Annotated in this window: 26 protein-coding genes; 21 read left to right on the top strand and 5 right to left on the bottom strand. The window is 46.2% G+C overall.

Features of this window, described 5'->3' with window-relative positions; translation table 11 throughout:
- Positions 1-53 precede the first annotated feature (53 nt).
- Positions 54-1,211, top strand: a complete 1,158-nt coding sequence (gene metK / locus IV71_RS03730) for a methionine adenosyltransferase (protein WP_010017781.1) — start codon at positions 54-56, stop codon at positions 1,209-1,211.
- A 22-nt stretch (positions 1,212-1,233) separates the two neighbouring features.
- Here metK and IV71_RS03725 read toward each other — a convergent pair whose 3' ends face one another.
- From IV71_RS03725 to IV71_RS03715, 3 genes are read right to left on the bottom strand one after another with little or no spacing between them, the layout of a single operon-like run.
- A complete protein-coding gene (locus IV71_RS03725; protein WP_010017782.1) occupies positions 1,234-2,169 on the bottom strand; it encodes a hypothetical protein in 936 nt (311 codons plus the stop codon).
- A gap of 56 nt (positions 2,170-2,225) precedes the next feature.
- Positions 2,226-3,908 carry a ribonuclease J1 gene (gene rnjA, locus IV71_RS03720; protein ID WP_010017784.1) on the bottom strand — a complete coding sequence of 561 codons (1,683 nt, stop codon included), beginning with the start codon at positions 3,906-3,908 and terminating at the stop codon, positions 2,226-2,228.
- Positions 3,909-3,913: 5 nt separating this feature from the next.
- The gene (locus IV71_RS03715) at positions 3,914-4,129 is read right to left on the bottom strand and encodes an RNA polymerase epsilon subunit (protein WP_010017785.1); all 216 of its coding nucleotides are present in this window, start codon (positions 4,127-4,129) and stop codon (positions 3,914-3,916) included.
- A gap of 190 nt (positions 4,130-4,319) precedes the next feature.
- On the opposite strand from IV71_RS03715, the gene efp reads away from it, so the two are divergent.
- The 14 genes from efp (at position 4,320) to IV71_RS03645 (ending at position 15,190) form a co-directional block, all read left to right on the top strand.
- Positions 4,320-4,880: an elongation factor P gene (gene efp / locus IV71_RS03710; RefSeq protein WP_010017787.1), complete on the top strand. Its 561-nt coding sequence runs from the start codon at positions 4,320-4,322 to the stop codon at positions 4,878-4,880.
- 94 nt (positions 4,881-4,974) lie between these two features.
- Positions 4,975-5,442: an Asp23/Gls24 family envelope stress response protein gene (locus IV71_RS03705; protein WP_010017789.1), complete on the top strand. Its 468-nt coding sequence runs from the start codon at positions 4,975-4,977 to the stop codon at positions 5,440-5,442.
- Positions 5,439-5,852, top strand: coding sequence for a transcription antitermination factor NusB (gene nusB / locus IV71_RS03700; protein ID WP_010017790.1), 414 nt, complete (start codon positions 5,439-5,441; stop codon positions 5,850-5,852). Before IV71_RS03705 ends, nusB begins: the two co-directional genes overlap by 4 nt.
- A gap of 126 nt (positions 5,853-5,978) precedes the next feature.
- Positions 5,979-6,773 carry a TatD family hydrolase gene (locus tag IV71_RS03695; protein WP_010017791.1) on the top strand — a complete coding sequence of 265 codons (795 nt, stop codon included), beginning with the start codon at positions 5,979-5,981 and terminating at the stop codon, positions 6,771-6,773.
- Positions 6,766-7,371: a ribonuclease M5 gene (gene rnmV / locus IV71_RS03690; protein ID WP_010017793.1), complete on the top strand. Its 606-nt coding sequence runs from the start codon at positions 6,766-6,768 to the stop codon at positions 7,369-7,371. Before IV71_RS03695 ends, rnmV begins: the two co-directional genes overlap by 8 nt.
- Positions 7,355-8,242 carry a 16S rRNA (adenine(1518)-N(6)/adenine(1519)-N(6))-dimethyltransferase RsmA gene (gene rsmA, locus IV71_RS03685; RefSeq protein ID WP_010017794.1) on the top strand — a complete coding sequence of 296 codons (888 nt, stop codon included), beginning with the start codon at positions 7,355-7,357 and terminating at the stop codon, positions 8,240-8,242. The genes rnmV and rsmA overlap by 17 nt, the downstream gene beginning before the upstream one ends.
- A gap of 93 nt (positions 8,243-8,335) precedes the next feature.
- Complete coding sequence (locus IV71_RS03680; protein WP_010017795.1) at positions 8,336-8,566, top strand: Veg family protein; 231 nt, start codon at positions 8,336-8,338, stop codon at positions 8,564-8,566.
- A gap of 55 nt (positions 8,567-8,621) precedes the next feature.
- Entirely contained in the window at positions 8,622-9,323 is a 702-nt protein-coding gene (locus IV71_RS03675; protein WP_010017797.1) for a metal ABC transporter ATP-binding protein, read from the top strand.
- Positions 9,313-10,101 (top strand): metal ABC transporter permease, encoded by a 789-nt coding sequence (locus IV71_RS03670; RefSeq protein ID WP_010017799.1) that lies wholly within the window; start codon positions 9,313-9,315, stop codon positions 10,099-10,101. The genes IV71_RS03675 and IV71_RS03670 overlap by 11 nt, the downstream gene beginning before the upstream one ends.
- Before the next feature lie 125 nt (positions 10,102-10,226).
- Positions 10,227-11,060 (top strand): pur operon repressor, encoded by an 834-nt coding sequence (purR, locus tag IV71_RS03665; RefSeq protein ID WP_010017800.1) that lies wholly within the window; start codon positions 10,227-10,229, stop codon positions 11,058-11,060.
- Between the two features lie 2 nt (positions 11,061-11,062).
- Positions 11,063-12,439: a bifunctional UDP-N-acetylglucosamine diphosphorylase/glucosamine-1-phosphate N-acetyltransferase GlmU gene (gene glmU / locus IV71_RS03660; protein ID WP_010017801.1), complete on the top strand. Its 1,377-nt coding sequence runs from the start codon at positions 11,063-11,065 to the stop codon at positions 12,437-12,439.
- Positions 12,440-12,576: 137 nt separating this feature from the next.
- On the top strand, positions 12,577-13,197 hold the full coding sequence (locus tag IV71_RS03655) for a YdhK family protein (protein ID WP_010017802.1): 621 nt from the start codon (positions 12,577-12,579) through the stop codon (positions 13,195-13,197).
- A 40-nt stretch (positions 13,198-13,237) separates the two neighbouring features.
- Positions 13,238-14,581 (top strand): dihydrolipoyl dehydrogenase family protein, encoded by a 1,344-nt coding sequence (locus tag IV71_RS03650; RefSeq protein WP_010017805.1) that lies wholly within the window; start codon positions 13,238-13,240, stop codon positions 14,579-14,581.
- A gap of 96 nt (positions 14,582-14,677) precedes the next feature.
- Positions 14,678-15,190, top strand: a complete 513-nt coding sequence (locus IV71_RS03645) for a hypothetical protein (RefSeq protein ID WP_010017807.1) — start codon at positions 14,678-14,680, stop codon at positions 15,188-15,190.
- Between the two features lie 168 nt (positions 15,191-15,358).
- On the opposite strand, the gene IV71_RS03640 is transcribed toward IV71_RS03645, so the two are convergent.
- Positions 15,359-15,613 carry a hypothetical protein gene (locus IV71_RS03640; RefSeq protein ID WP_010017808.1) on the bottom strand — a complete coding sequence of 85 codons (255 nt, stop codon included), beginning with the start codon at positions 15,611-15,613 and terminating at the stop codon, positions 15,359-15,361.
- Between the two features lie 464 nt (positions 15,614-16,077).
- Here IV71_RS03640 and xseA point away from each other — a divergent pair, with 464 nt between their 5' ends.
- The 6 genes from xseA (at position 16,078) to IV71_RS03610 (ending at position 21,546) form a co-directional block, all read left to right on the top strand.
- Entirely contained in the window at positions 16,078-17,352 is a 1,275-nt protein-coding gene (gene xseA, locus IV71_RS03635; protein WP_010017809.1) for an exodeoxyribonuclease VII large subunit, read from the top strand.
- Positions 17,345-17,572 (top strand): exodeoxyribonuclease VII small subunit, encoded by a 228-nt coding sequence (locus IV71_RS03630; RefSeq protein ID WP_010017810.1) that lies wholly within the window; start codon positions 17,345-17,347, stop codon positions 17,570-17,572. The genes xseA and IV71_RS03630 overlap by 8 nt, the downstream gene beginning before the upstream one ends.
- Positions 17,565-18,455: a polyprenyl synthetase family protein gene (locus tag IV71_RS03625; protein WP_010017812.1), complete on the top strand. Its 891-nt coding sequence runs from the start codon at positions 17,565-17,567 to the stop codon at positions 18,453-18,455. The genes IV71_RS03630 and IV71_RS03625 overlap by 8 nt, the downstream gene beginning before the upstream one ends.
- Positions 18,456-18,457: 2 nt before the next feature.
- Positions 18,458-19,282: a TlyA family RNA methyltransferase gene (locus tag IV71_RS03620; RefSeq protein WP_010017813.1), complete on the top strand. Its 825-nt coding sequence runs from the start codon at positions 18,458-18,460 to the stop codon at positions 19,280-19,282.
- Between the two features lie 47 nt (positions 19,283-19,329).
- Complete coding sequence (gene recN / locus IV71_RS03615) at positions 19,330-21,030, top strand: DNA repair protein RecN (protein ID WP_010017814.1); 1,701 nt, start codon at positions 19,330-19,332, stop codon at positions 21,028-21,030.
- A 156-nt stretch (positions 21,031-21,186) separates the two neighbouring features.
- Positions 21,187-21,546 carry a hypothetical protein gene (locus IV71_RS03610; protein WP_141559901.1) on the top strand — a complete coding sequence of 120 codons (360 nt, stop codon included), beginning with the start codon at positions 21,187-21,189 and terminating at the stop codon, positions 21,544-21,546.
- Positions 21,547-21,585: 39 nt separating this feature from the next.
- On the opposite strand, the gene IV71_RS03605 is transcribed toward IV71_RS03610, so the two are convergent.
- Positions 21,586-22,896, bottom strand: coding sequence for an NCS2 family permease (locus tag IV71_RS03605; RefSeq protein WP_010017816.1), 1,311 nt, complete (start codon positions 22,894-22,896; stop codon positions 21,586-21,588).
- Between the last annotated feature and the right edge of the window lie 210 nt (positions 22,897-23,106).

The raw sequence follows: 23,106 nt of genomic DNA, 5'->3' as shown, positions 1-23,106 counted from the left end.
TTTGGGCGCTTTTCTTTTGCTCTTATAGGTTTTGATAGTCAGGAGGAGAAGAAATGACAAAGTATTTTACAGCTGAATCGGTGGCCAATGGTCATCCTGACAAAGTCGCGGACCAGATTGCAGACGCCATTTTAGATGCCGTCTTAGAACAAGATCCCAACGCACGTGCCGCGATTGAGGTGACAACGTCAACGGGTGATGTGTCGATCTTTGGTGAACTTTCAACAACGGCCTATGTGAATATTCGCCAAATTGCTGTTGAAACGGTTCGGGCAATTGGCTACAATCAACCGGAGTTGGGCTTTTCCGCTGATTCCATCAATGTGTCCAACAAGATTGTTGAGCAGTCGGCAGACATTGCCCAAGCTGTCGATGCCGCAGATGATGATCCGGATCAGCTAGGGGCGGGCGACCAAGGAATGGTTTTTGGTTATGCGACTAATGAAACCGCTGACTATCTACCGCTTGCACTGGACCTGTCTCATCAACTCATGCGAAAGATTCGCGCAGTTCGTGAGGAGGGACAGTTGGATTACCTACGTCCAGATGCAAAGGGCGAAGTAACGTTGGCACTTTCAGATGATGGGCAGGTTGAGCGAATCGCTGCCGTTGTGTTGTCCACGCAGCACGACGAACAGGTTGAACTTGATCAGCTCCGAAAAGACGTGAAGCGTTTGGTGATTGATCCAATTCTTCCGCAGGAGTTGGTTGATGATGAGACGAAGTACTATATCAATCCTTCTGGTCGTTTTGTTTTGGGTGGCCCGCAAGCCGATTCAGGTCTAACTGGTCGCAAGATTATTGTGGATACCTATGGTGGGGCTGCTCACCACGGTGGTGGGGCCTTTTCGGGTAAGGATGCAACAAAAGTGGACCGTTCTGGTGCCTACTATGCTCGGTATGTAGCTAAAAACTTGGTTGCCGCAGGTGTTGCTGACAAAGTCGAACTCCAGGTGGCCTATGCCATTGGGGTGGCTGAACCAGTTTCGTTGAACATCGAAACATTTGGTACGGCCAAGGTGTCGGAGCAAAAAATTGAAGAAGTGGTTCATGATTTGTTCGACTTTCGTCCTTTGGCCATTATTCAAGCGCTCGATTTAAGAAAGCCAATGTATCAACAGACGGCCGCCTACGGGCACTTTGGGCGTCCTGATTTAGATTTACCTTGGGAACGGCTGGATAAAGTCGAAGCCATTCGGGAGCAGTTATAAGAAAAAAAAGAACTAGCAGAAGCTAGTTCTTTTTTTCGTTTTTCTTTTGATGATTAGTAGTGGCTTGAATGAGCGGGTATGAACCGGCCATTTTAAGAGTGAAACTATAGGCACCAGCCTTGAGAAGGGAACCGTCTAGTTTAGGACTCTGTAAATCGCGAATATGAAAATCGGCTTGCTCCGCCAAAGAGAACGTAATGAATCCACGTCGAGAGGGATTTTGCCGTCCTTTTTTCCCTTGCAGATAGGTCCAAAGAATTTTCGGGAAAGCCACTTGATTGACCATGCGTACCATGAAAGGCGATTGCCCAGGTAAATCGACCAGGCGGATTTGTAGACCGAGTGTCTTCGCATTGTGTTGATAGTCAGTCCCCTGACGCAGTGTCCAAGAGAAGAAGATTCGGTCCTGACTCCTGGAAAGATAGCCCCAAAAAGAGAGGAGTTGTTCCCAAGCCTTTTTCCAGATGACTTTTTGTTGAAAGTCGGGGAGTAGTGCTGAAAAGTCAGGACCAACTTGCAACGTATCAAAGAAATAAAGTGTACCGACATTGGGTACTTCTCCTGAAATGGCGGCTAGTGGTCGTTCTTGAATCGTCATTTTCGCAAGTGATGACACAATAATGTGAATCAGCTCATGAACGGAACGGTGTTTGACGTCGGGATTAATGGCTAAAAGTGGCCGCCGTTTGCTTGGGTTAGCGGTCAGAAAAGCGTTTAAAACAGCATTCACTGAAGCCTCATTGCCAATCACCACGATGGCGGACTGGTCCTCTTTATAGCGGCGGTTGGTGGCCACTAGTTTTGCCGCCTGGTAAAGAGAGTGGTGGGGACGGGACTTGGAAAAGCTCACGCTGAGGTTCGCTGTGGTTAGCTCACCCTGAATCTGATCAAGTATGGCGTTTTTGTTCTTACCATGGAATAGCTCTGTATCAAGGAAAAAATGTGCTTGATTGGGCATAATCGCCCTCCTAAATGATTGCGTTAAAAAAGGCATGCGTTGGCATGCCTTCGGCCTTAAACCATAATTAGCATTGGCAAAATCATTGGCTTGCGGGCAGTTTCTTTGTGTAGGTACTTGGAGAGGTCATCAATAATCGCTTGACGAATATCGGATTCGGAAGCAGACTTTTGAGACATTGCTTTGCGAATTGTATTAAAGATAACGTGGCGACCATCGTTGATCAAATCACCAGATTCACGCATATAAACGAAACCACGTGACAAAATATCTGGACCTGACAGAATTTCTTTCTTTTTCAAGTCAATGGTTGCCGTAACAATGACCAAACCATCTTGTGATAATTTGAGTCGGTCATGTAAGACCACGGAACCAATGTCCCCAATTCCAGATCCGTCGATATAAGTATCTTCGGCAGGGAAATGACCAGCAAGACGAGGTGGGTTAACCCCGTCCATTGCCAAAACATCCCCATTTTCTTGGATGAAGGTGTTTTCCTTGGGAATGTCTAATTCCTCAGCCAAACCGGCGTGGACCTTCAACATGCGGTATTCTCCGTGGACGGGCATGAAGTACTTTGGTTTCATCAAGGAGAGCATTAACTTCTGTTCTTCTTGACCACCGTGACCAGAAGTGTGGATGTTGTTCAACTTACCGTGGATGACGTTGGCGCCGCCTTCTTCCAATTTGTTAATGACGGCGTTGACCGAAGCGGTGTTACCGGGAATTGGAGAAGAGGAGAAAATTACGTTATCCTTTGGCTTCAAACGCACTTGCTTGTGCGTACCGTTGGCAATTCGAGCCAAAGCCGCCATGGATTCACCCTGGGAACCAGTGGACATAATCAGGAGTTCATCGTCTGGGATGTTTTTGATTTGCGATTGTTCGACAAGGGCATCGTCTGGGATATCCAAGTAACCAAGGGCGCGACCGTTGGTCATGGCTGATTCCATGGAACGACCAAAGACCGCAATCTTACGACCATTTTTGATGGCGGCGTCGGTTGCCATCTTAATACGGTTCATGTTGGAAGCGAACGTGGCGAAAATAATTCGACCGTGCTTCAACTGGCTGAATAACTTATCAACTGTCTTTTGTACCCAGGCTTCGGACTTGGTCCATTCAGGGCGTTCTGCGTTTGTTGAATCGGACATCAAGAGGAGCACGCCTTCTTCACCAATCCGGGCCATTGACCAGAGGTTTGGCTTTTGCTTGGTGGTTGGTGTGAGGTCAAACTTGAAGTCACCGGTTTCGACAATTGTACCGACCGGTGTTTTGATTGCAATTCCGAAGACATCGGGAATCGAGTGAGTCGTGCGGAAGAATTCGGCAGAAGTCTTACCGAAGTTAATTACAGAACCATCCGTGATTTCATGCAGCTCCACCCGGTTGAGCATTTGCTTTTCTTCCAGCTTGTTGCGGATAAGCGCCATGGCCAATGGCCCGGCATATACCGGAACGTTAACGGACTGTAAGAAGTAGGCAATGGCCCCAATGTGGTCTTCGTGACCGTGGGTGATGACCAAGCCCTTCACCTTATCAATGTTTTCGACTAAGTACGAGTAGTCGGGAATGACGTAGTCAATTCCTAAGAGGGAATCTTCAGGAAACTTAATACCAGCATCGACAATGACAATTTCGTCCTGGTATTCAATCCCGTAGGTGTTTTTCCCAATTTCACCTAGGCCTCCGAGGGCGTAGACCGCCACTTCGTTTGGTTTGATATCGATTTTATTCATGAAAATTAGTTAAAAGTCGTTAACTTGAATTCCGGATCAGCCTGTTCGTACACCAGAGCTGCGTCAGAGAGTTCTTCAACTGTTTCAATGTTATAGTCGGTATTCTTTTGTGCCATTGCGTAGGCATCGGCTTGGTTATCAGCCTCTAGATAAAACGATTGGGTATATTCACGCTTAGGGTTGCGTTCCATACTTTCTTGATAATAAACTTTGTAAACCATGTTTGTTTTCTCCAAAATAGTAATTTTTTTGTCTCGAATCGGAAACCTTAATTGCAATTTTACCATAGATAGAGGGAAGTCGCGACTTTTATTGCCTGCTTATCCTTGAAAAAATACCAGTTAAACCGTGCGAAAACTCCTTTTTTTTGTTACAATAAAAGTCAATTACGAATAAACGAGGGATATGCTCATGGCAATCGGCATGAATGATTTGAAGACAGGTTTGACGATTGAATACTCAAATTCAATCTGGCGCGTGATTGAATTCCAACACGTAAAGCCTGGTAAGGGAGCGGCTTTTGTTCGCTCAAAGTTGAAGAACTTGCGTACGGGTGCGGTTAACGAAGTGACTTTCCGTCCTGGTGACAAGTTTGAACAAGCTGAAATTACGACGCGTCCAATGTCTTACTTGTACGCTGAAAACGATGGTCGTGTCTTTATGGATACGGAATCATACGAACAAATCAACATCCCTGATGAAAACTTGAAGGAAGCCTTGAAGTACATGCTTGAAGGAATGGAAGTTAAGATCACGATGTATGGTTCAGAAGTGTTGGGGGCCGAATTGCCTTCATCCGTTCAACTGAAGGTTGTCGAGACGCAACCAGGCATCAAGGGCGCTACTGCAACGGGTTCTGGTAAGCCTGCCGTTGTTGAAACCGGTGCAACGATTACGGTTCCTGACTTTGTTAACGAAGGTGAAACCATCATCGTTAACACGGAAGATGGTTCTTACAAGGGCCGCGCGTAATCATGACGACTGCTTTGCTCTGGTGAAGCAGTCTTTTGTGTTTTGTTAGACTGTTTAAGGACAGTCAATTTTGGTCAATCAAGGAGGAAAGCCCATGGCAAAGTCAACTGATTTAACAAGCAAGAACTTTTTGCTGACAAAGGAGCAAATGGCAGACGGTCAGATGCTCGTTTCAAAAGCGGCATTGGAAGCCGTTGCGCAGGCTGCTGCACAAGGAGTTGATGGCGTTGCGGCTATGCAAGCCAAGGTTTACGAACACTTGCCTAAGTATTTGACTCGGGTAGCTGGGGTACAACCAGCAGTCCCTGGCGTCTTGTTAAAAAAGGGTGAGGATAATCAAGTGACCTTTGACTTAGCCGTCATTCTTGAATACGGGGCGGTTATTCCAAAAGTCGCCTTTGCTATTCAACAGGCAGTGAAGGCCGATTTGGCTAATTTAGCGGGCTTGGTTGTTGATTCAGTGAACGTCACCGTTACTGGTTTAGTGCCTGATGAGGACCACCAAACGATTGATCCAGAACACCTTTTTGATAAAAGTGGGAAGAAGGAGTCAGCAAAATGACCCAAATGTCACGACATGAGGAACGACAAGCAGCCATGCAAATTCTCTTTGCGGCTACCAAAGAAGTTCCTGATGATAACCAGATGGATTTGAATTATGATCTAGTTCTTGGTAAGCGTTCGTACCAAGCCTTTTTACCCCAATTAGTGAATGGGGTGTTGGCAACGTCTAAGGAACTGGATGAAGAATTGGCCAAGCACTTGGTAACCGGCTGGAAATTGGACCGAATTGCTCGTTTGAACTTAGTGATTCTTCGAATGGCAAGTTATGAATTAACACTTCCGGAACCAACCCCCTACAAGGTTGTTGTCGATGAGGCAGTTGAATTGGCGAAGGAATATGCAACGGTCGAAGATGCTCAGTTCATTAATGGGGTGTTGAAAAACTTTGCACCAGCTAACGTTGAATAACGAAACAAAAAGAACCGGCCGTTGTGGTCGGTTCTTTTTGTTCTTTAAAAATGGCGAGGACGATTGAATAGCAGCAGAAAAGCCCTTTCCTGTGCTAAAATGTTAGAAGATATAGAGGAGGCTTTCATGGCAATTTACCACCCAAACGAACAACCTGCACCAACATACGATGCGCACACTCACTTAAATGACGATGCGCTTTACTTCGATGTTCCGGCTTACTTAGGTCGGGCTCATGAGTTTCAGGTGCTCGAAATGAACGTGGTCGGCTATAACCGAGTGGGGAACGCCCGGGCGCTTGAAATTGCACACGAGAATGAGGGCGTGTGGGCCGTTTTGGGCTATCAACCAGAAGATACACCTGATTTTGATGATCAGGCTCGAGCCGAGTTAGCCGAACAGCTAAAAGATCCATCGGTTGTTGGTATCGGTGAAACCGGTCTGGATTATCATTGGGATACTGATCGCGATGTTCAAATGAAGGCCTTTTTGGCCCATATTGAGCTGGCAAAACAACTCGATTTACCGGTCATTATCCACAACCGGGATGCCTTTGACGACGTTTACCGCGTTTTGAAGGAGCAAGGGGTCGAGAAGGCCATCATTCATTCTTTTTCTGGTACTCCTGAACAAGCGAAGGCCTGGGCAGACCTTGGTTATTACGTATCATTTTCGGGTGTTGTGACTTTTAAAAAAGCACAAGACGTTCGAAAAGCGGCTAAAGTCGTTCCTTTGGAACAAATTTTGGTTGAAACAGACGCACCATACCTCGCGCCGACGCCTTTCCGAGGCAAAACAAATGAACCAGGTTGGACGAAATACGTAGTGGATTCATTGGCAGAAACGCTCGAAATGGATCGTGATGAATTGGCGGCTAAAACGGTTCAAAATGCCCACCGTGCTTTTTTGAACCATGACTAAGCTGTCAGTTCAGGAAAATGCATTGCCGACTGTTCGGGCCATGGTCGTTGTTGAAGGGTGGGCAGATACCCAACGGTTAGCCTTGGCGGTGAACTGTGACACCATTGAAACCGGTGGTTCTGCCTTGGGAAAAGAAACGATTGAACGCATTCGCCTAGCTGCTGAGCGGCGGGGAGTGATCGTTTTAACAGACCCTGATTTTAATGGCAATCGACTACGGCAGCTCATTTTAGCCGCCGTACCAACGGTCGTCATGGCCAGTATTTCACGTGATCAAGGCCGTGCCGAGAGGGACAACCCCCATCAATCACTCGGTGTCGAGCATGCGAGTCCGAATGACTTGCGGTCTATTCTTTTGGAGGCCGATCAGCGAGTTGGTCAAGCAGTTCCTCCTTCGGATATTGATCAGGCCTTTTTGTTAACCAACGGACTAGTGGGTTCTGGTCAAGCGAAGGAAAGACGCCGATTGGTTGGCGACCGACTTTCTTTGGGTTATGCGAACGGGAAACAGTTCTTAAAGCGTTTGCGGGCTCTTGGATTTCAACAAAATGACATTTTGCAAGTATTAAAAGGAGGCCAAGATGGCCAAGACAATTGACATTGCGTCACCAGCCAGAACACAAGCGATTTTGAATCAGTATGGTCTTCGTGCCAAAAAGAAGTTTGGACAAAACTTTTTGACAGATGGCAATATTTTGTCAGGAATTGTTCAAGCAGCTGATTTAACAAAAGAGGATTTGGTTGTTGAGATTGGCCCTGGAATTGGTGGCTTGACGGAGTACCTTGCTCGGGCTGCCAAAAAGGTGTTGGCCTTTGAAATCGATCCCGACATGGTCAAGATTTTAGCCGAGACTTTAGCACCTTATGATAACGTGCAAATTGTCGAACAGGATGTACTGGAAGCGGATCTTAAGACGGTGCTGGCCGAATCATTTGGTGAAAAAAGCGCTGTCAAAGTTGTTGCCAACTTACCCTACTACATCACGACGCCCATCTTACTCGCCCTTTTGCAAGCAGGCATTCATTGGGAAAAGCTCGTGGTCATGATGCAAAAAGAGGTGGCTGACCGACTTTCCGCAAAACCGGGGACGAAAGAGTATGGGGTCTTGACCGTTATGCTAGACTACTACGCCTCGGTTGCCATTGCCTTGAAGGTGCCTGCTAAGGCCTTTAATCCGTCCCCTAACGTGGATTCTGCAGTGGTAACGCTGACTCCTAAACCAGCCGAAAAGCCAGTCGATCATCCTAAACAGCTTTTTTCATTAGTAAAGGCTTGTTTTGCACACCGACGTAAGTCACTGTGGAATAACCTCTTGCAACGATTTGGTAAGGAGGAGGCGGTTAAGGAGGGGCTCACACAAGCCCTGCAATTAGCGGAAATTGACCCTGGTATTCGGGCAGAGCGTTTGACGTTGGCAGATTTTACGCGACTCTATGAGGCTTTAAAAGAGAAAAAAGTCTTACAATAACTTTTTATTCATTCTATTTTAATTCCCTTTCAAGTTGAAAAATTATTAACATTCGGTTATAATTATGATTGTTTAATGAGAAAGGCGGTTCAAATGTCAAGCATCGAAGAAATCAAATCAAGATTAGACAATCACATTGGCGAAGCCGTTACCGTCGTTTCGCAGGCCGGCCGCAAAAAATTTACAGAACGTTCTGGCGTTTTGCGTTCTACTTTTCCATCACTATTTGTTGTGGAATTAGACGAAGATACACAGTTTAAGCAAGCTTCGTATAGTTATGCAGACATTTTGACGAAGAATGTCCAGGTTGACTTTGCGGAATAAAACTGAACAAAAGGGGCCCTCGCGGGGTCCTTTTTATTTTTTAGAGGAAAGAAGCATGAAAACGATAATTCAAGTTGACCATTTTCGGGCCGCTTTTGGTAAAAAGGTAATTTTAAAAGATGTTTCCTTTACGCTGACTGATGATCAGTTGGTGGTTATTCTCGGCGAAAATGGTGCGGGGAAAACGACGTTAGTGACAGCGATTCTAAACGCCGCACTTAGCCAGGAAAAAACCGGGGCCATTCAAGTGCAGGCTGAAAACGTTGCTTATGTTCCGCAGTTTCGAGATCTTGGAGCTGATTACCCCCTATCGATTCGCTCCTTTATTGCACTTGGGGTGCGCAATTACGGACTCCCCTGGCTTAGTAAAAGCGAAAAGCAGCATGTTGCTGACGCGATTCAGCGCTTTGACCTTGAAGCGATTGCTGATCAGCCAATTGCCATGGCTTCCGGCGGACAAAAGCAACGGGCGTATATCGCTCAGGCGGTGGCAAAACAACCTGATTTACTAATTTTAGATGAACCAAGTTCTGCCTTGGATAGTGAACACACGCTGGCTCTTGTTAAGCAGATTCGGCAGGTGCAGCAGGAGCAGAAAATGCTCGTTCTCTGGATTTCTCATGATACTTCGTGGGTTAAAGGGAAGGCAGACCGTTATCTTTGGTTGCATAACCAAGAAGTTGACCTGGGCTTAGCCAAGGAGCTACCTGTTGCAGCTGATTCAACACACCGTGAGGAGGTGAACCATGTTTTCTGAACCCTATATGGTCCATGCCTTCGTGGCGGGAACGGTCATTGCCATTGTCTCAGCACTTGTGGGAACGTTTGTGGTGGCGAGGTCGTATAACTTCTTAACCCATTCACTTTCCGAAATTGCCTTTGCAGGGGCCGCCATGGGCTTTTGGTTAGGCTTTGCACCGTTGATGGGGATGATTGCCCTGACGGCTCTATCGGCCTTAGCCATTGGGTCCTTAGAAAATGCCAAAGTCAAATCAGACAATGTCACATCAGCCATTTCGGCTTTGGCCATTGGATTGGGAATTTTGTTCCTGGCTTTGGGCCACTCTTCTTCCTCTTCGGCTACTGGTATTCTCTTTGGTTCGGTATTGGGCATTTCGCTTTCCGATATCTACCTATTGCTCGGCATGGCTGCCTTGGTGATGGCGCTCATCCTTTTTTTCTATCGACCGTTATCATTACTAGCCTTTGATGAAGAGGGCTTATTGATGTCACGAAATAAGAAGGGGCTTTTGCGAATCTTTTTCCTCCTAATCATGGCCTTGTCAGTTGCGATTTCGTCTCAATTAGTTGGTTCGCTATTGGTCTTTGTTCTCGTTACATTGCCAGCGGCTTCGGCACGAACTTTTCAAAAGTCGGTTGTTGGTCTGATCGGGATGAGTATGTTTTTCGCACTGTTTGGTACCTGGATGGGCCTTTCGCTGGCTTACTTAACTAACCTACCGACCTCGGTTTTCATTGCCTTAATTGAGGTGGGAATTTATCTTATGTCTTTGCTAATGCAAAAAATGAACTAAGCTTTAAAAAGTTAAAAATTCTAAGTTAAAAAGACGAATGTTCGTCTTTTTAACTTTTTTTATGCTATAATGTTCGGGAGATTTTGTTTAATAAAGGGGGCGGGCCAAGGGCCCGACATGGCAATATGAAGACACGACGAGCCGACCGTTTGGTCGATATGACCCATTACTTACTAGAGCATCCAAGGGAACTCGTTTCCTTGAACTTCTTTTCAGAACGTTATGAAACCGCCAAGTCATCAATTTCAGAAGATTTGGCGATTGTTCGGCGTGTTTTTAAAACGCGCGGGACTGGCGATTTAAAAACCTATCCTGGTGCTGCAGGCGGTGTCTTTTACACACCGTTAATGGGTGAAGTGGAGGCCGTGGACTTTGTCAATGCCGTTTGCGAAGCGGTGTCAGACGAATCACGTGTGCTCCCTGGAGGCTATGTTTACCTTTCTGATCTGCTTGGGCGTCCCGATATTCTTCGCCAAACGGGTCGCTTGCTCACTACCCAATACGCCGGCCAAGAAATTGACGCGGTTATGACGGCGGCGACAAAGGGGATTCCGTTGGCTCAGGCAGTCGCGAGCGAATTAAACGTTCCGTTTGTCATTGTTCGTGATGATGCCAAGGTAACGGAAGGTTCCATGATTTCAGTTAATTATCTAACTGGTTCCTCCAAGCGTGTTGAGAAAATGGCTTTGTCGAAGCGGTCCCTGCGGTCGGGTGCTAAGGTACTCATTGTTGATGACTTTATGAAAGCTGGCGGCACCATTCAGGGAATGCAGACGCTGGTTCGTGAATTCGGTGGACATGTTGTGGGAACGGCTGTTTTTGCTGAAGGTCGTTCGAATGTCCGTCTAATCGAAGACTTCACCTCATTACTCCATGTTGAAACAAGTCCCGATGCGACGGGGGCTATTAAGGTTGCGCCAGGCAACTTTCAGAAGCGAATTTATCAAAAGAAGGATTGATTATGAAAGGAACAAACGTTGTCATTTTAGCAGCAGGAAACGGCTCGCGAATGAAGTCGAACCTGCCAAAAGTGCTGCACCAGGTAGCTGGCCGAGCAATGGTGGATTGGGTGATTTCAGCCGTTGAACCACTGTCGCCTGAAAAAATTTTGACGGTCACTGGTGTCGGCGCTGAACGAGTGCAAGAACACCTTGTTGGCCGTTCCGACTTTGTCATTCAGGAAAAGCAATTGGGGACTGGCCATGCTGTCTTGCAAACGAAAAAGGCACTTGGCGACTCAGCGGGATCAACGTTGATTTTGTCTGGTGATACCCCACTCTTTACGACCAAGACGCTTGATGCTTTGCTTGAGGAACATGATCGAACGAAGGCAGCCGTGACGGTATTAACGGCTCATGCCGATGATCCAACGGGTTATGGTCGGATTGTTCGCGACGATGATGGCATGGTCTTGAAGATTGTTGAAGAAAAGGATGCTTCCATCACGGAACGTCGAATTCAAGAAATCAATACTGGTGTTTACGTTTTTGATAACCAATTGCTCTTTCAGGCCCTTGCCAAAGTCGGTAACGATAACGCCCAGGGAGAATATTACCTGCCGGATACGCTCGACATTCTTCGTGAAAGCGGGCAGCCTATCGGTGCCTATGAAACCATGGACTTTTCAGAGTCGCTTGGGGTAAACGACCGCGTGGCTTTAGCAAAGGCCAATGAAATTATGCGAGCACGCATCAATGAAAAGCACATGCGTAATGGGGTGGAATTATTGGCCCCTACCCAGACCTACATCGAGGCCGATGTTAAAATTGGTCAGGATACGGTCATCGAAGGCAACGTGACGTTGACCGGGCAGACCGTTATCGGACGTGATAACCACCTGACGAACGGCACGGTGATTGCAGACTCCTCCATTGGGGATGGCAACGTGATTACCTCATCTCACTTGGAAGAAGCGGTCGTAAAGAACGAAACCACCATCGGCCCCTACGCCCATTTACGTCCTTTGGCAGTGATTGAAGACGGTGCCCACCTAGGTAACTTTGTCGAAGTGAAAAAAGCAACCATTGGGAAACAATCAAAAGTGGGGCACCTTTCATACGTTGGGAACGCCACTCTTGGCGAAGATGTTAATGTGGGTGCTGGTACAATTTTTGTTAATTATGACGGTGTGCATAAGTTCAATAGTAAAGTCGGGGATCGTGCTTTTATCGGTTCCAATACGAAGATCATTGCGCCCGTGACCATTGAAGACGAGGCAATTACGGCTGCGGGTTCAACCATCACTAATGATGTTCCAAAGCATGCAATGGGCATTGCGCGTTCACGTCAGGAAAATAAGGCAGACTTTTGGAAGCGTATGCCACATAAGAAAAAGTAGAAACTGCTAGCTAAAAAAGAAAGGAAGGGATTCTTCCTTTCTTTTTTATTATGGTTTAAAAATGGCTGGCTTTCTGTGTTATAATGATTCTTGGTAATATAATTACAACTAGACCAATATGATAAAAGGAGTCGAATATGTCTAAGAAAACCCTTGCGTTAATTGCTGCTATTGTCGTGATTGTTGCTGGTGTTGCGACCGCTATCGTGGTGGGGAATCACCAGTCCAATAGTAAAAATAATGGTTCCATGAGCGGGATGTCGATGTCTTCTGACAAGAAAATGAACATGTCATCGTCAATGGACATGTCATCATCGATGTCCGATATGTCTGGAATGAAAATGGATGAGAGCTTGCCAACCAACTTAAAGGCAGCCGAAAATCCTAAGTATCCAGTTGGCACAGCTATCACGCTTGAAGCCACCCATATGTCCGGTATGAAGGGCGCACAAGGTACGGTTGCGGCTGTTTACGATACGAAGGTCTATGAAGTCACTTACCAACCAACAAATGGCGGTCAGAAAGTGACAGGACATAAGTGGTTGACCAAGGACGACTTTAAAGACATGAAGGACCACAAGAAGGGTGACAAGGTAACACTTGAAAGTGATCACATGCCAAATATGAAGGGTGCTAAGGCTACCATTACTAAGGTGGAAGACGGACCAGCATACGCTGTTAATTACCAACCAACAACGGGTGGTAACATGGTCATGAACCATAAGTACTTGGTTGAATCAGAGATTCAAGCACGCTAAGCTAGGATTGTTATGATCACGAATTCGAAAGGAGTTTTGGATGGATTTTTCCGTACTGTATATTGGATCTGGTCAAGCAACATGGAACGGGGCCGTTCCGCTTGCTAAGACTGGTGTGAAAATTGGCGTCATTGAAGAGTCACAATACGGCGGGGTTTGCTCGAATAAGGGTTGCAATGCCAAAATTATTTTGGACAAACCCTTGCAGTTGATTGACCAAATCAAAGCACTGCAAGGTCGCGGCCTTGATGGTGTTCCTAAAGTAAATTGGGAAGACCTGATGGCTCACAAGCACGAACTTATCGTGCCCCAAGACCAGCATGGTAAGGACCGCTTGGATAATGCTGGAATCACCACCATTAATGGTCACGCAGAATTCGTTGATGCTCACACAGTGAAGGTTGGTGAGAAAACGTACACGGCCGACAAGATTGTCATTGCCACCGGTTTGCGGCCCCACCGCTTGAACATCCCTGGTTCTGAAAACTTCGCTAACTCGACGGATTTCTTGTCACTGCCACATATGCCTGAACATGTCACTATTTTGGGTGGTGGTTTTGTCGCAATCGAGTTTGCAACGATTGCTTCTGCGGTTGGTGCCAAAGTCGATGTGATTACTCGTGGCAACCGCCTCTTGAAGCAGTTCCCAGCCGAATACGTGGCTTCTGTCCAGGCTGACTTGAAAAAAGCTGGTGTTCGGTTTATTCCAGACATGGAAATTGAACGAGCTGAAGAGGAAGAAAACGGTTCATTGACTTTGTATGGACCCAAGGAATTCCAGTTAACGACTGATTATGTCCTAGATGCAACGGGACGAATTCCAAATCATGATCAGCTGAACCTCGAAGCAGCAGGGGTCAAAGCCAACCCCCGGGGCATTGAGGTTAATGAGTACCTGCAAACAAACGTCGAAAATATTTACGCTGCCGGGGATGCCATCGATAAGACCATTCCGAAGTTGACACCGACAGCCGCTTTTGAATCTCGTTACCTGGCTGCTAAGTTTATGGGAACCAATGAAGGGCCAATTGCCTACCCAGCCATTTCTGAAATTGTCTTTACCTCACCACGGATTGCCCAGGTGGGTGTTCATTTGGATGAGGCCAAGGCCAATCCTGATCAATATGAAGTGGTCGAAGCTTCCTACGATGGGGACTGGTATCGTCAGATTGAAAACGAGCAGGGTGCACAGCTTGCCTTAATTTTTGATAAGAAGAGCCAAAAACTAGTTGGTGCTGCTGAAAAGGCAAACGCTGCTGAGGAAACAATCAACACAATTGTTCCATACGTGCAAATGGCGTTGACAAAGGAAGAATTAAACGATTTTGTTTATGTTTTCCCTTCCATTGCCTACACCTTGCAACGACGCTTACCACTAGTTTAAGCAATGAAAAACCGTCCTTTGTTGAAAAGGACGGTTTTTGCTTTTGTTGACCTTTCTGCCTATGCTATACTTCTTTTGTTAAGCAAAGGAGACGTCATGGAACTATCAGGTGAAAATATAGTTGATCTAGTTGAAAATCAGTCATACAAGGACACGGTGCTTGAGAATTCTAAAGAAAAGGATGTTGATTTAGATGCACTCTTTTCTGCCTTTTTGCAACTAGCCGAAAATGAAGAACCGGCACGGGCCGCATTGGACATTGATGGGGGAATTGAGCAGGGTGGCACGACTTTGTCACTGGAATTAAACGTCATCAATTTACCACTTCGTTACAAAAACCAGGAAAAGAAACTGGTTTACGTCGATCAGGCATATGAATTGAACGTTTACCTGATTGTTGACAATGCCAACGTTTCCAAATCTGCTTTGAAAATTGAAAAACTGGCTTCACTATCGGCCTTCTTAGACGATTCTGATTCAGTTTTTGCCAAAGCGGCCCAACGTTTTGCTGAACTTCTCGATGAAATTCGTGAAAATCAGAAAGTGGCTTTGCAGGAAGCAGAAGAGGCGGCAGAGACGACTGAAAAAGAAGAAAAATCGGCAGAATAGTATTGATTTCAGTGGATAAATCAAACTAAGTAAACAATATCAAGAAAAAGAACCCCTCATAAGAACTGATGAATCAGTATGATGAGGGGTTCTTTTCATTTTGGTATTGGTAACATTTGGAGGGGGGAACAAAGCAACTATCCCTCTAAAAATGGTGATTAATGCTGCCTATTCCTGATTGATTTTGGCGGATAAATGGTAGGTTTGGCCATCTTTTTCCACCGTTGCCTTCAAAACGGACGGGGATGATATGTGTGAAAGGGTCTGCAGTTTGCCTAAATCATAGGCCTCAACGACTGCTGTAATCAGCGTCTTTTTATCAACAAAGTCGTTTTTTGGGATGGCCAAATCTTCCCAGTCTGTCACTTCGGCTGGACCGATGGCTTTTAATTCTTTGGTTTGGATTTTTGTAATGATTAGCATAGCGCTATTATAGGGAGAACGAAAACAGAAAGCAACCACTGTTTGGTCGGGATAAAATGGCGAAGGTTTATTACCGGATGAACGTTGTCAGCTCGGGTGCATGAGACAGGACCACCAGGCTTGCTTTTTTCAAACATTACTGGCATAATAGAGATATGCGATGAGTCGAACGCGTCTTTTAGGACGCTCACGCGGCCTGCTAGGATTAAATTCCAAGCCACGGATTTGGTGCAGGTGTTTTGGTTGTTGTGGAACTTCCATTTCTCACCATGACTACTAGCGCAAGCTAGGGTGACGCAAGACTTGTTTGGTTCGTGACTGAATCAAACCGCCCGTCGAAGCGAATTCGGCATGCCAAACTAAGGGCGAACCACGGTTCGTCCTTTTTTATTGTCCAAAAGTCAGGCTGTCAAACTTTCTGATATAATGAAAGGGAATTCATTCGTGCAGAGGAGGGGGCTTTCGTGGAAGAATCACAATACGTTACCGTGTCGGCCTTAACAAAATATTTGAGTGCCAAATTTGACCGAGATCCTCACTTGGGAAAGGTTTACTTGACTGGTGAAATTTCCAACCTTGGAAATCGGCGCTCCCGTCACCTGTATTTTTCCATCAAGGATCCGGAGGGAAAGGCTGTTATTCGGGCTGCCATGTTTTCCTACGCTTCTCGTTTGAAATTTGAACCGGAAGAAGGCATGAAGATACAGGCGGTTGGACGTGTTCAAATCTACGAACCCGCTGGTTCCTATTCCATTATTTTAGAACAGATGACCCCTGCCGGAGTCGGTGATCTTTTCTTAGCATTACAACAGTTGAAAGATAAATTGGCTAAAGAAGGTCTCTTTACGGCACCAAAACGGGCCATCCCACCTTTGCCTAAGCGAATCGCCGTCATTACCTCGCCGACTGGGGCGGTTGTGGAGGATGTGGCTAAAACGGTTGAACGCCGGTTACCACAAGCCCAAGTGGTGCTGTTACCAGCTGTTGTTCAAGGGGATGGTGCGGTACCTTCTCTTTTAAAACAGCTTGATCGGGTCGACCAACTTGGGTTCGACACAGCAATCATTGGACGTGGTGGCGGTTCGATTGAAGACCTTTGGGCCTTTAACGATGAAGCCTTGGTTCGTAAGGTTGCTGCCTTAAAAACCCCAATCATTGCCTCAGTAGGGCATGAAACCGACAACACCTTAGTGGATTTGGTGGCTGACCAACGGGCGGCCACGCCGACTGCTGCAGCTGAATTGGCAACGCCAATTACAAAGCAAAATTTAATCGACCGAGTGTTGGAACTTTCTTCCCGACTCAATCTCGCCGGGCAAAAACTTATCCAACAAAAGCAGCAGGATTTAAAGTACGTCATTGACCGGCCAATCATGAAACAGCCTGACCGACTTTATGCCGCTTATCAACAAGAGGTGGACTCGTTAGAGAAGCGATTAGTCCAAGCTTTCTCAAGAAAGACGGACCAAGCCAAGTACCAAAAGCAGGCCCTGACCGAACGACTGGCCAACCAGCAAAGTCAGCTCTTGCGCCCATACAAAGAGCGACTGTCGCTGGCGGCAGCTAAACTTGATTTGGTTTCACCATTAAAAATTTTGTCCTCCGGTTATAGTATTGTAAAAGATCCAGAGGGCCGGGTTGTGAAGTCTAAAAACGACCTGGCAACGGGGCAACATGTGTCGCTGACCTTTTCAGATGGGCAGCGACAGGCGGAAATTTTAGGAGAAGAACATGACTGAACAAGCATCATTTGAAGAAAAATTGAAGCAACTTGATCAAATTGTGACCGCTTTGGAACAGGGGAACCGACCTTTGGAAACGGCCCTAGCTGACTTTAAGACCGGTGTGACTTTGGCCAAGGATTTGCAAAAGACTCTGGCAGAAGCTGAAAAGACCCTTGCGAAAGTCATGCAAGATGACGGTTCCATGACCAACTTGGAATTGACGAACAATGACTAGGTTTAAGGATTTTATCAAGCAATATAAGCCAATGGTTCAGGCAGCCCTTGTAAAAGAAGTTACCGAACCAAGGACCGAACTCATTTCAAATTATGAAAAGGATTCGACCTACGAAGCGGCTTTACAATACGCACTGCTCACCCCTGGGAAACGCTTACGACCCCTCCTAGCTTTGGCAGTGATGGATTCTTTTGGGGAAAGCATTGATGCTGAAGCCATTAAAGCGGCTTCGGCGATTGAATGGGTGCATGCTTATTCTTTGGTCCACGATGATTTGCCCGAAATGGATAACGATGCCTACCGTCGGGGACAGTTGTCCGTTCATGCGAAGTTTGGACCAGCCTTAGCCGTGCTCGTGGGTGACGCCTTGCAGGCGAACGCCTACGCCATTTTGAGTTCGCTTACGGCCGTTCCAGCAGAACAGCAGGTGAAGATGGTCTCGACTTTGGCCAATCGTTCTGGCGCCTTTGGCATGGTTTATGGGCAGGTCTTAGACATGCGCAATCACCATGTTTCCGACCGCTTGGATGAGGCTGCCGTTTTAATGAAAGTCTATCAGATGAAAACGGCGGATCTCATCATGGCGGCTGCGTTAATCGGCGGTCATTACCTGTCTTTGGATGAGAAATCTCTTTTGTTGGTGGCGCGTTATGCGCAAAACCTGGGACTGCTTTTCCAAATTGCAGACGATATTGATGATTATGAGCAGGACGAAAAGGAGGGCGTGGCCTCCCTTGTCCACCTATATGGTTTTGCTGATTCCCAGACGTTGGCCGCTAACTTACGGGAACAAGCGAAGACGGCGTTAGCTGACTTGGCGGAGTACGATCAGCATTTTGATTCCGCCTTATTGACGGACCTGATTGATTTAATTGGAGCATAGCGATGGCAGTTGCAAAAGAACGTGTCGACATTTTATTGGTTCAGCAGGGGCTTTTTACTTCCCGTGAACAGGCCAAAAGGGCCGTGATGGCTGGTCAGATTCTTGGTGAAAACGAAGAGCGGTTGGATAAAGCTGGACAAAAGATTCCTGTGACAACGGAACTCCACTTTAAGGGGCAACCGCTTCCGTTTGTGTCTCGTGGTGGTTATAAACTGGTCAAAGCCATTGAAACCTTTGGTATGGACATGACGAATCAAATTGTCTTAGACATTGGTTCCTCAACGGGTGGGTTCACCGATGTTTCCTTGCAAAACGGTGCGAAGCACGTCTATGCGCTGGATGTGGGGACGAACCAACTAGCATGGAAGCTGCGAATTGACGAGCGGGTGACGGTGATGGAAAACACCAATTTTCGCTATGCAAAACTGGCTGACTTCATGGAGGGACAGCCGACTCGTGCAACCATTGACGTTTCCTTTATTTCACTTGCCCTTATTTTGCCAACTTTGAAAGACATTTTGGCCAAGGGTGGCGAAGTGGCGGCTTTGATAAAGCCTCAGTTTGAAGCAGGTCGTGAGTTTGTTGGTAAACACGGGATTATTAAGGATCCAACTGTTCATCGAAAAGTACTCGAGAAAACCCTGCCAATGATGGTCGAAAACGGCTTCACAGTGAAGGGTTTGACTTATTCGCCAATCAAGGGTGGACAAGGCAACATTGAGTTTTTGGCTTGGTTGGAACGCAGTGATGATGCTTCAATCGCTGAATCAGTCAAGATTGACAAAATAATTGAGGAAGCCCATGGTCAGTTAGACCAAGAGGGCTGACAGCAATCGCCTGAAAAAGGCGAGTACATAATGATTGGAGGCTGGGGATGCTCGAACGACTTGTCATTGAAAATTTTGCCATTATTGATCAGGTTGAACTGTCCTTTGATGACCGTTTAACGGTTTTGACTGGAGAAACTGGTGCCGGTAAATCGATTATCATCGATGCCCTGGCGATGTTAACGGGCGGTCGGGCTAGTACGGAAATGATTCGAAAAGGGGCTGAAAAAGCTGTCCTGCAGGCCGTGTTTTCTCTTGATCTCAAGCCAGCGCAACGACAGGAAGCATTGAAACAGGCCTTTTTGGATGCGGGGATTGATGTTTCAGACAATCAAGTGGTCATTTACCGTGAATTTAACCAGAGGGGGCGGTCTGTATCGCGAATTAACGGGGTCATCGTGCCCCTAAAGACTTTGGCTGGATTGGGCGCCCGTTTGGTTGAAATCCAAGGACAACACGACACGTCACTCTTGTTAAATCCAGATTCGCATTTAACGCTGTTGGACGACTTTGCTGATGAACAGATGAAACGAGATAAAGCGGATTACGAGCATCTTTTTGCTCAGTATCGGCAGTTAGCACTGCGTTTAAAGCAAGTGACGGAGCAAGCACATGACCTCAATCAGAGGGTTGACCTACTGACTTTTCAAGCAGAAGAATTAAAAGCCGCCGATTTAAAAAGCGGTGAAGAAGAACAGCTTTTGGAAGAGCGCAGCAAGTTGTCGAATTACAAGAAAATAGCGGATTCGCTTGACGAAGCACAGCAGGCATTAAATCCAGGCATTGAAGGGGGCGCAATTGATCTTTTGGCGGCAGCAAACCAAGCCCTCACCCGTGCGGCTTCTTTTGATACAGGTTACGAGAATTTAGCACAATCACTATCTGAAGCCTACTATGCTGCCCAAGATGCCGGGCGTGAACTGGATGAATCCGTTGCCAATCTCTCGTTTGATGAAGGGGCTTTGGTACAAATTGATGATCGTTTGCAGGTCATCCACCAACTAAAACGTAAGTATGGGGATACAGTTGACGAAATTTTAGCTTTTCAACAAAAAGTCAATCAGGATCTTGCGACATTGGATGGCGGGTCGATGGACATTGATCAGTTAACGGCTGAAAAGGCTGCTATGAACAAACAAATTCAAGAGGCAGGAGATCGGCTGCGAGATGATCGACAACGGGTGGCCAAAGAACTCGAAAAAGCGGTTAATCAGGAATTAGCCGACTTATTAATGAAGGAGGCCTTCTTTGAAGTTCACTTTGAACCGGTCAATGGCTTTCTTCCAAATGGCACTGATCGGGTCAGCTTTAACGTGCAAACCAACAAGGGAGAGGGTGTTAAGCCTTTAGAAAAGGCAGCTTCAGGTGGTGAGGCTTCTCGATTGATGTTGGCTTTAAAAACCGTCTTCATTGCGCAGCAAGGACTATCCACTGTTGTCTTTGATGAAATTGACACGGGGGTTTCTGGACGGGTTGGGTCAGCCATTGCTCAAAAAATGCGGGCGATTTCAAAAAATACACAGGTGCTGGCGATCACCCATTTGCCACAAGTGGCTGCCGCTGCTGATCACCATTTCTTGATTGAGAAACGTTCGGATGGTGAACGAACCGTCACGGAAGTGAATAACTTGCAAACTGAGGACCGGGATCGGGCAATTGCCATGATGCTCTCTGGAGACGAAATTTCAGAAGCAGCGCTAGCAAATGCGCGTGAATTACGAGGGGCGACCCGTGGTATGGGTCAATAAAAAAGAAGGCATCGCCTTCTTTTTTTATTGACTTTGTTTTTTGGTCAGTTCGAACTTGTTTGTATTCGTAACTTCCTGTATTATTTTTATCATAGTGCTGTCACAGTATTGTCATAAATGTCGTCAAACCGCGTTATTTATTGCTGAGGGAAAAAAGTGTTAAAAAAAACCTATACAAGGATGAAAAACTACCAGTTACTTTGGGTTTTACTCTTTAATCTTTTTGTTCTTTCGGCCACTTTTCTATTGACCTTTAATTTTACCCGTCTTTCTGGTTCTTACCATGTTCAAGTAGCTCCCAATGCTTTGGTGAGTAATGATACGTTGACGATTCATGGTGATGACGTGATTGGTAATTTGAATGGTTCAGATAGCTGGACTAACGGTAGCTACGAATTGAAGCAAGATCAATTGAAAATATACTTAGATGATCGCGTTTATTATGGTGAAATCGATAAAAAGGGACGTAGTTTCTGGTTAGAAATTGACAATGAAAAAGTTTATTTTAGGCGTTAAAAAAACGCTCCACAATCATCATTGTGGAGCGTTTTTGAGTTAGCTATGGGTGTAGAAGAGGAAGGCAACGAAGATGATGGCGAGCGTATACATCAAAATATTGACTTCTTTTGCTCGTTTAGCCGCAATCATCGTGATGGGGTATGCGATGAAACCGAGAGCGATACCGTCTGAAATTGAGTAGGTCAATGGCATCCCAATCACCACTAAGAAGGAAGGAGCGGCAATTGACATATCCTCCCATTGAATTTTCTTCAAATTACCAGCCATCATAATGCCGACCACAATCAATGCAGGGGCGGTGACTTGTGAAGTCACGACGGACAGTAACGGCGAGAAGAACAATGCAAAAATGAAGAGAAGACCAGTCACTACAGAAGAAAATCCTGAACGACCACCAACGGCGATTCCAGAAGATGATTCGACAAAGGCGGACGTTGGAGAAGTACCCAAAGTTGCACCAACGGTCATTCCGACGGCATCGGCCATCAAGGCTTTACCGGCACGTGGCATTTTACCTTCTTTATTCAAGAGGCCTGCCTGTTCAGTCAGACCAATTAGGGTTCCCGCCGTATCGAAGAAGACGACAATCAAGAAGGTCAATGCCACAATTAGCATCCCAAAGGTGTTGATGTTACCGAGGTGTGACCAGGCCTGACCAAAGGTTGGTTCCAAGGATGGGGCAGAGGCAATGACGGACTTTGGCAGTGCAATTTCGCCAAAAACAATGCCGACAATTGCCGTTACCACCATTCCGAAGAAGATGGCGGCGGGGACTTTTTTAATAATTAAAATCAACGTGATGGCAATCCCGAAGATGGCCAGTAACGTGCTGCCCTTTGTTAAATTACCCATGGCAACCATGGTATCGGCGTTAGCAACAATCAGGCCAGCGTTGTGAAGACCGATAAAGGCGATGAAAAGGCCAATTCCGGCCGCAATGGCGATTCGCAGGTTATATGGAATGGCATCAATGATTTTTTCACGGATGTGTGTGAGTGTTAGAACCAAAAAAATCAAGGCAGCGACTAAAATGCCCGCCATGGCCGTTTGCCAAGAGACGCCCATACCGATAACAACGGAGTACGCAAAGTAGGCGTTCACGCCAAGACCTGGTGCGATGGCAATGGGGTACTTGGCCACAATTCCCATGAATAGGGTTGCCACAGCAGCAGAGATGGCAGTGGCGGTAAAGACCGCTCCCTTATCCATTCCAGCGGCGGCAAGAACGTTTGGGTTAAGAAAAAGAATGTAAGACATCGCAACAAAGGTGGTTAAACCAGCAATGCTTTCCGTCTTAAGGGATGTGCCCAGTTGTTTGAACTGGAAGTAAGATGCAATCCGTGACATGTAAAACTCCTCTTTATGTTAATTAACTACTTGAATAGTTTAACAGTAATGACGGAAGATGTCTTGAATAAAATGAGAAAAATACACTTTAAAAGCGAACGATAAAACGAAAATATGTTGATTGTTTGTGTTTTATCTCTTCGACCGATTGTTGCATAGTCATTTTGACTAGAAAAGTCTCTGTCCCCTCATTTTCTTCCTTCAATAGTA

The sequence above is a fragment of the Fructobacillus fructosus KCTC 3544 genome (genome assembly GCF_001438695.1).
Lineage (GTDB): Bacteria > Bacillota > Bacilli > Lactobacillales > Lactobacillaceae > Fructobacillus > Fructobacillus fructosus.
The sequence above is the reverse complement of the archived record's forward strand: the minus strand, read 5'-3'. Positions and strand labels throughout refer to the sequence as shown.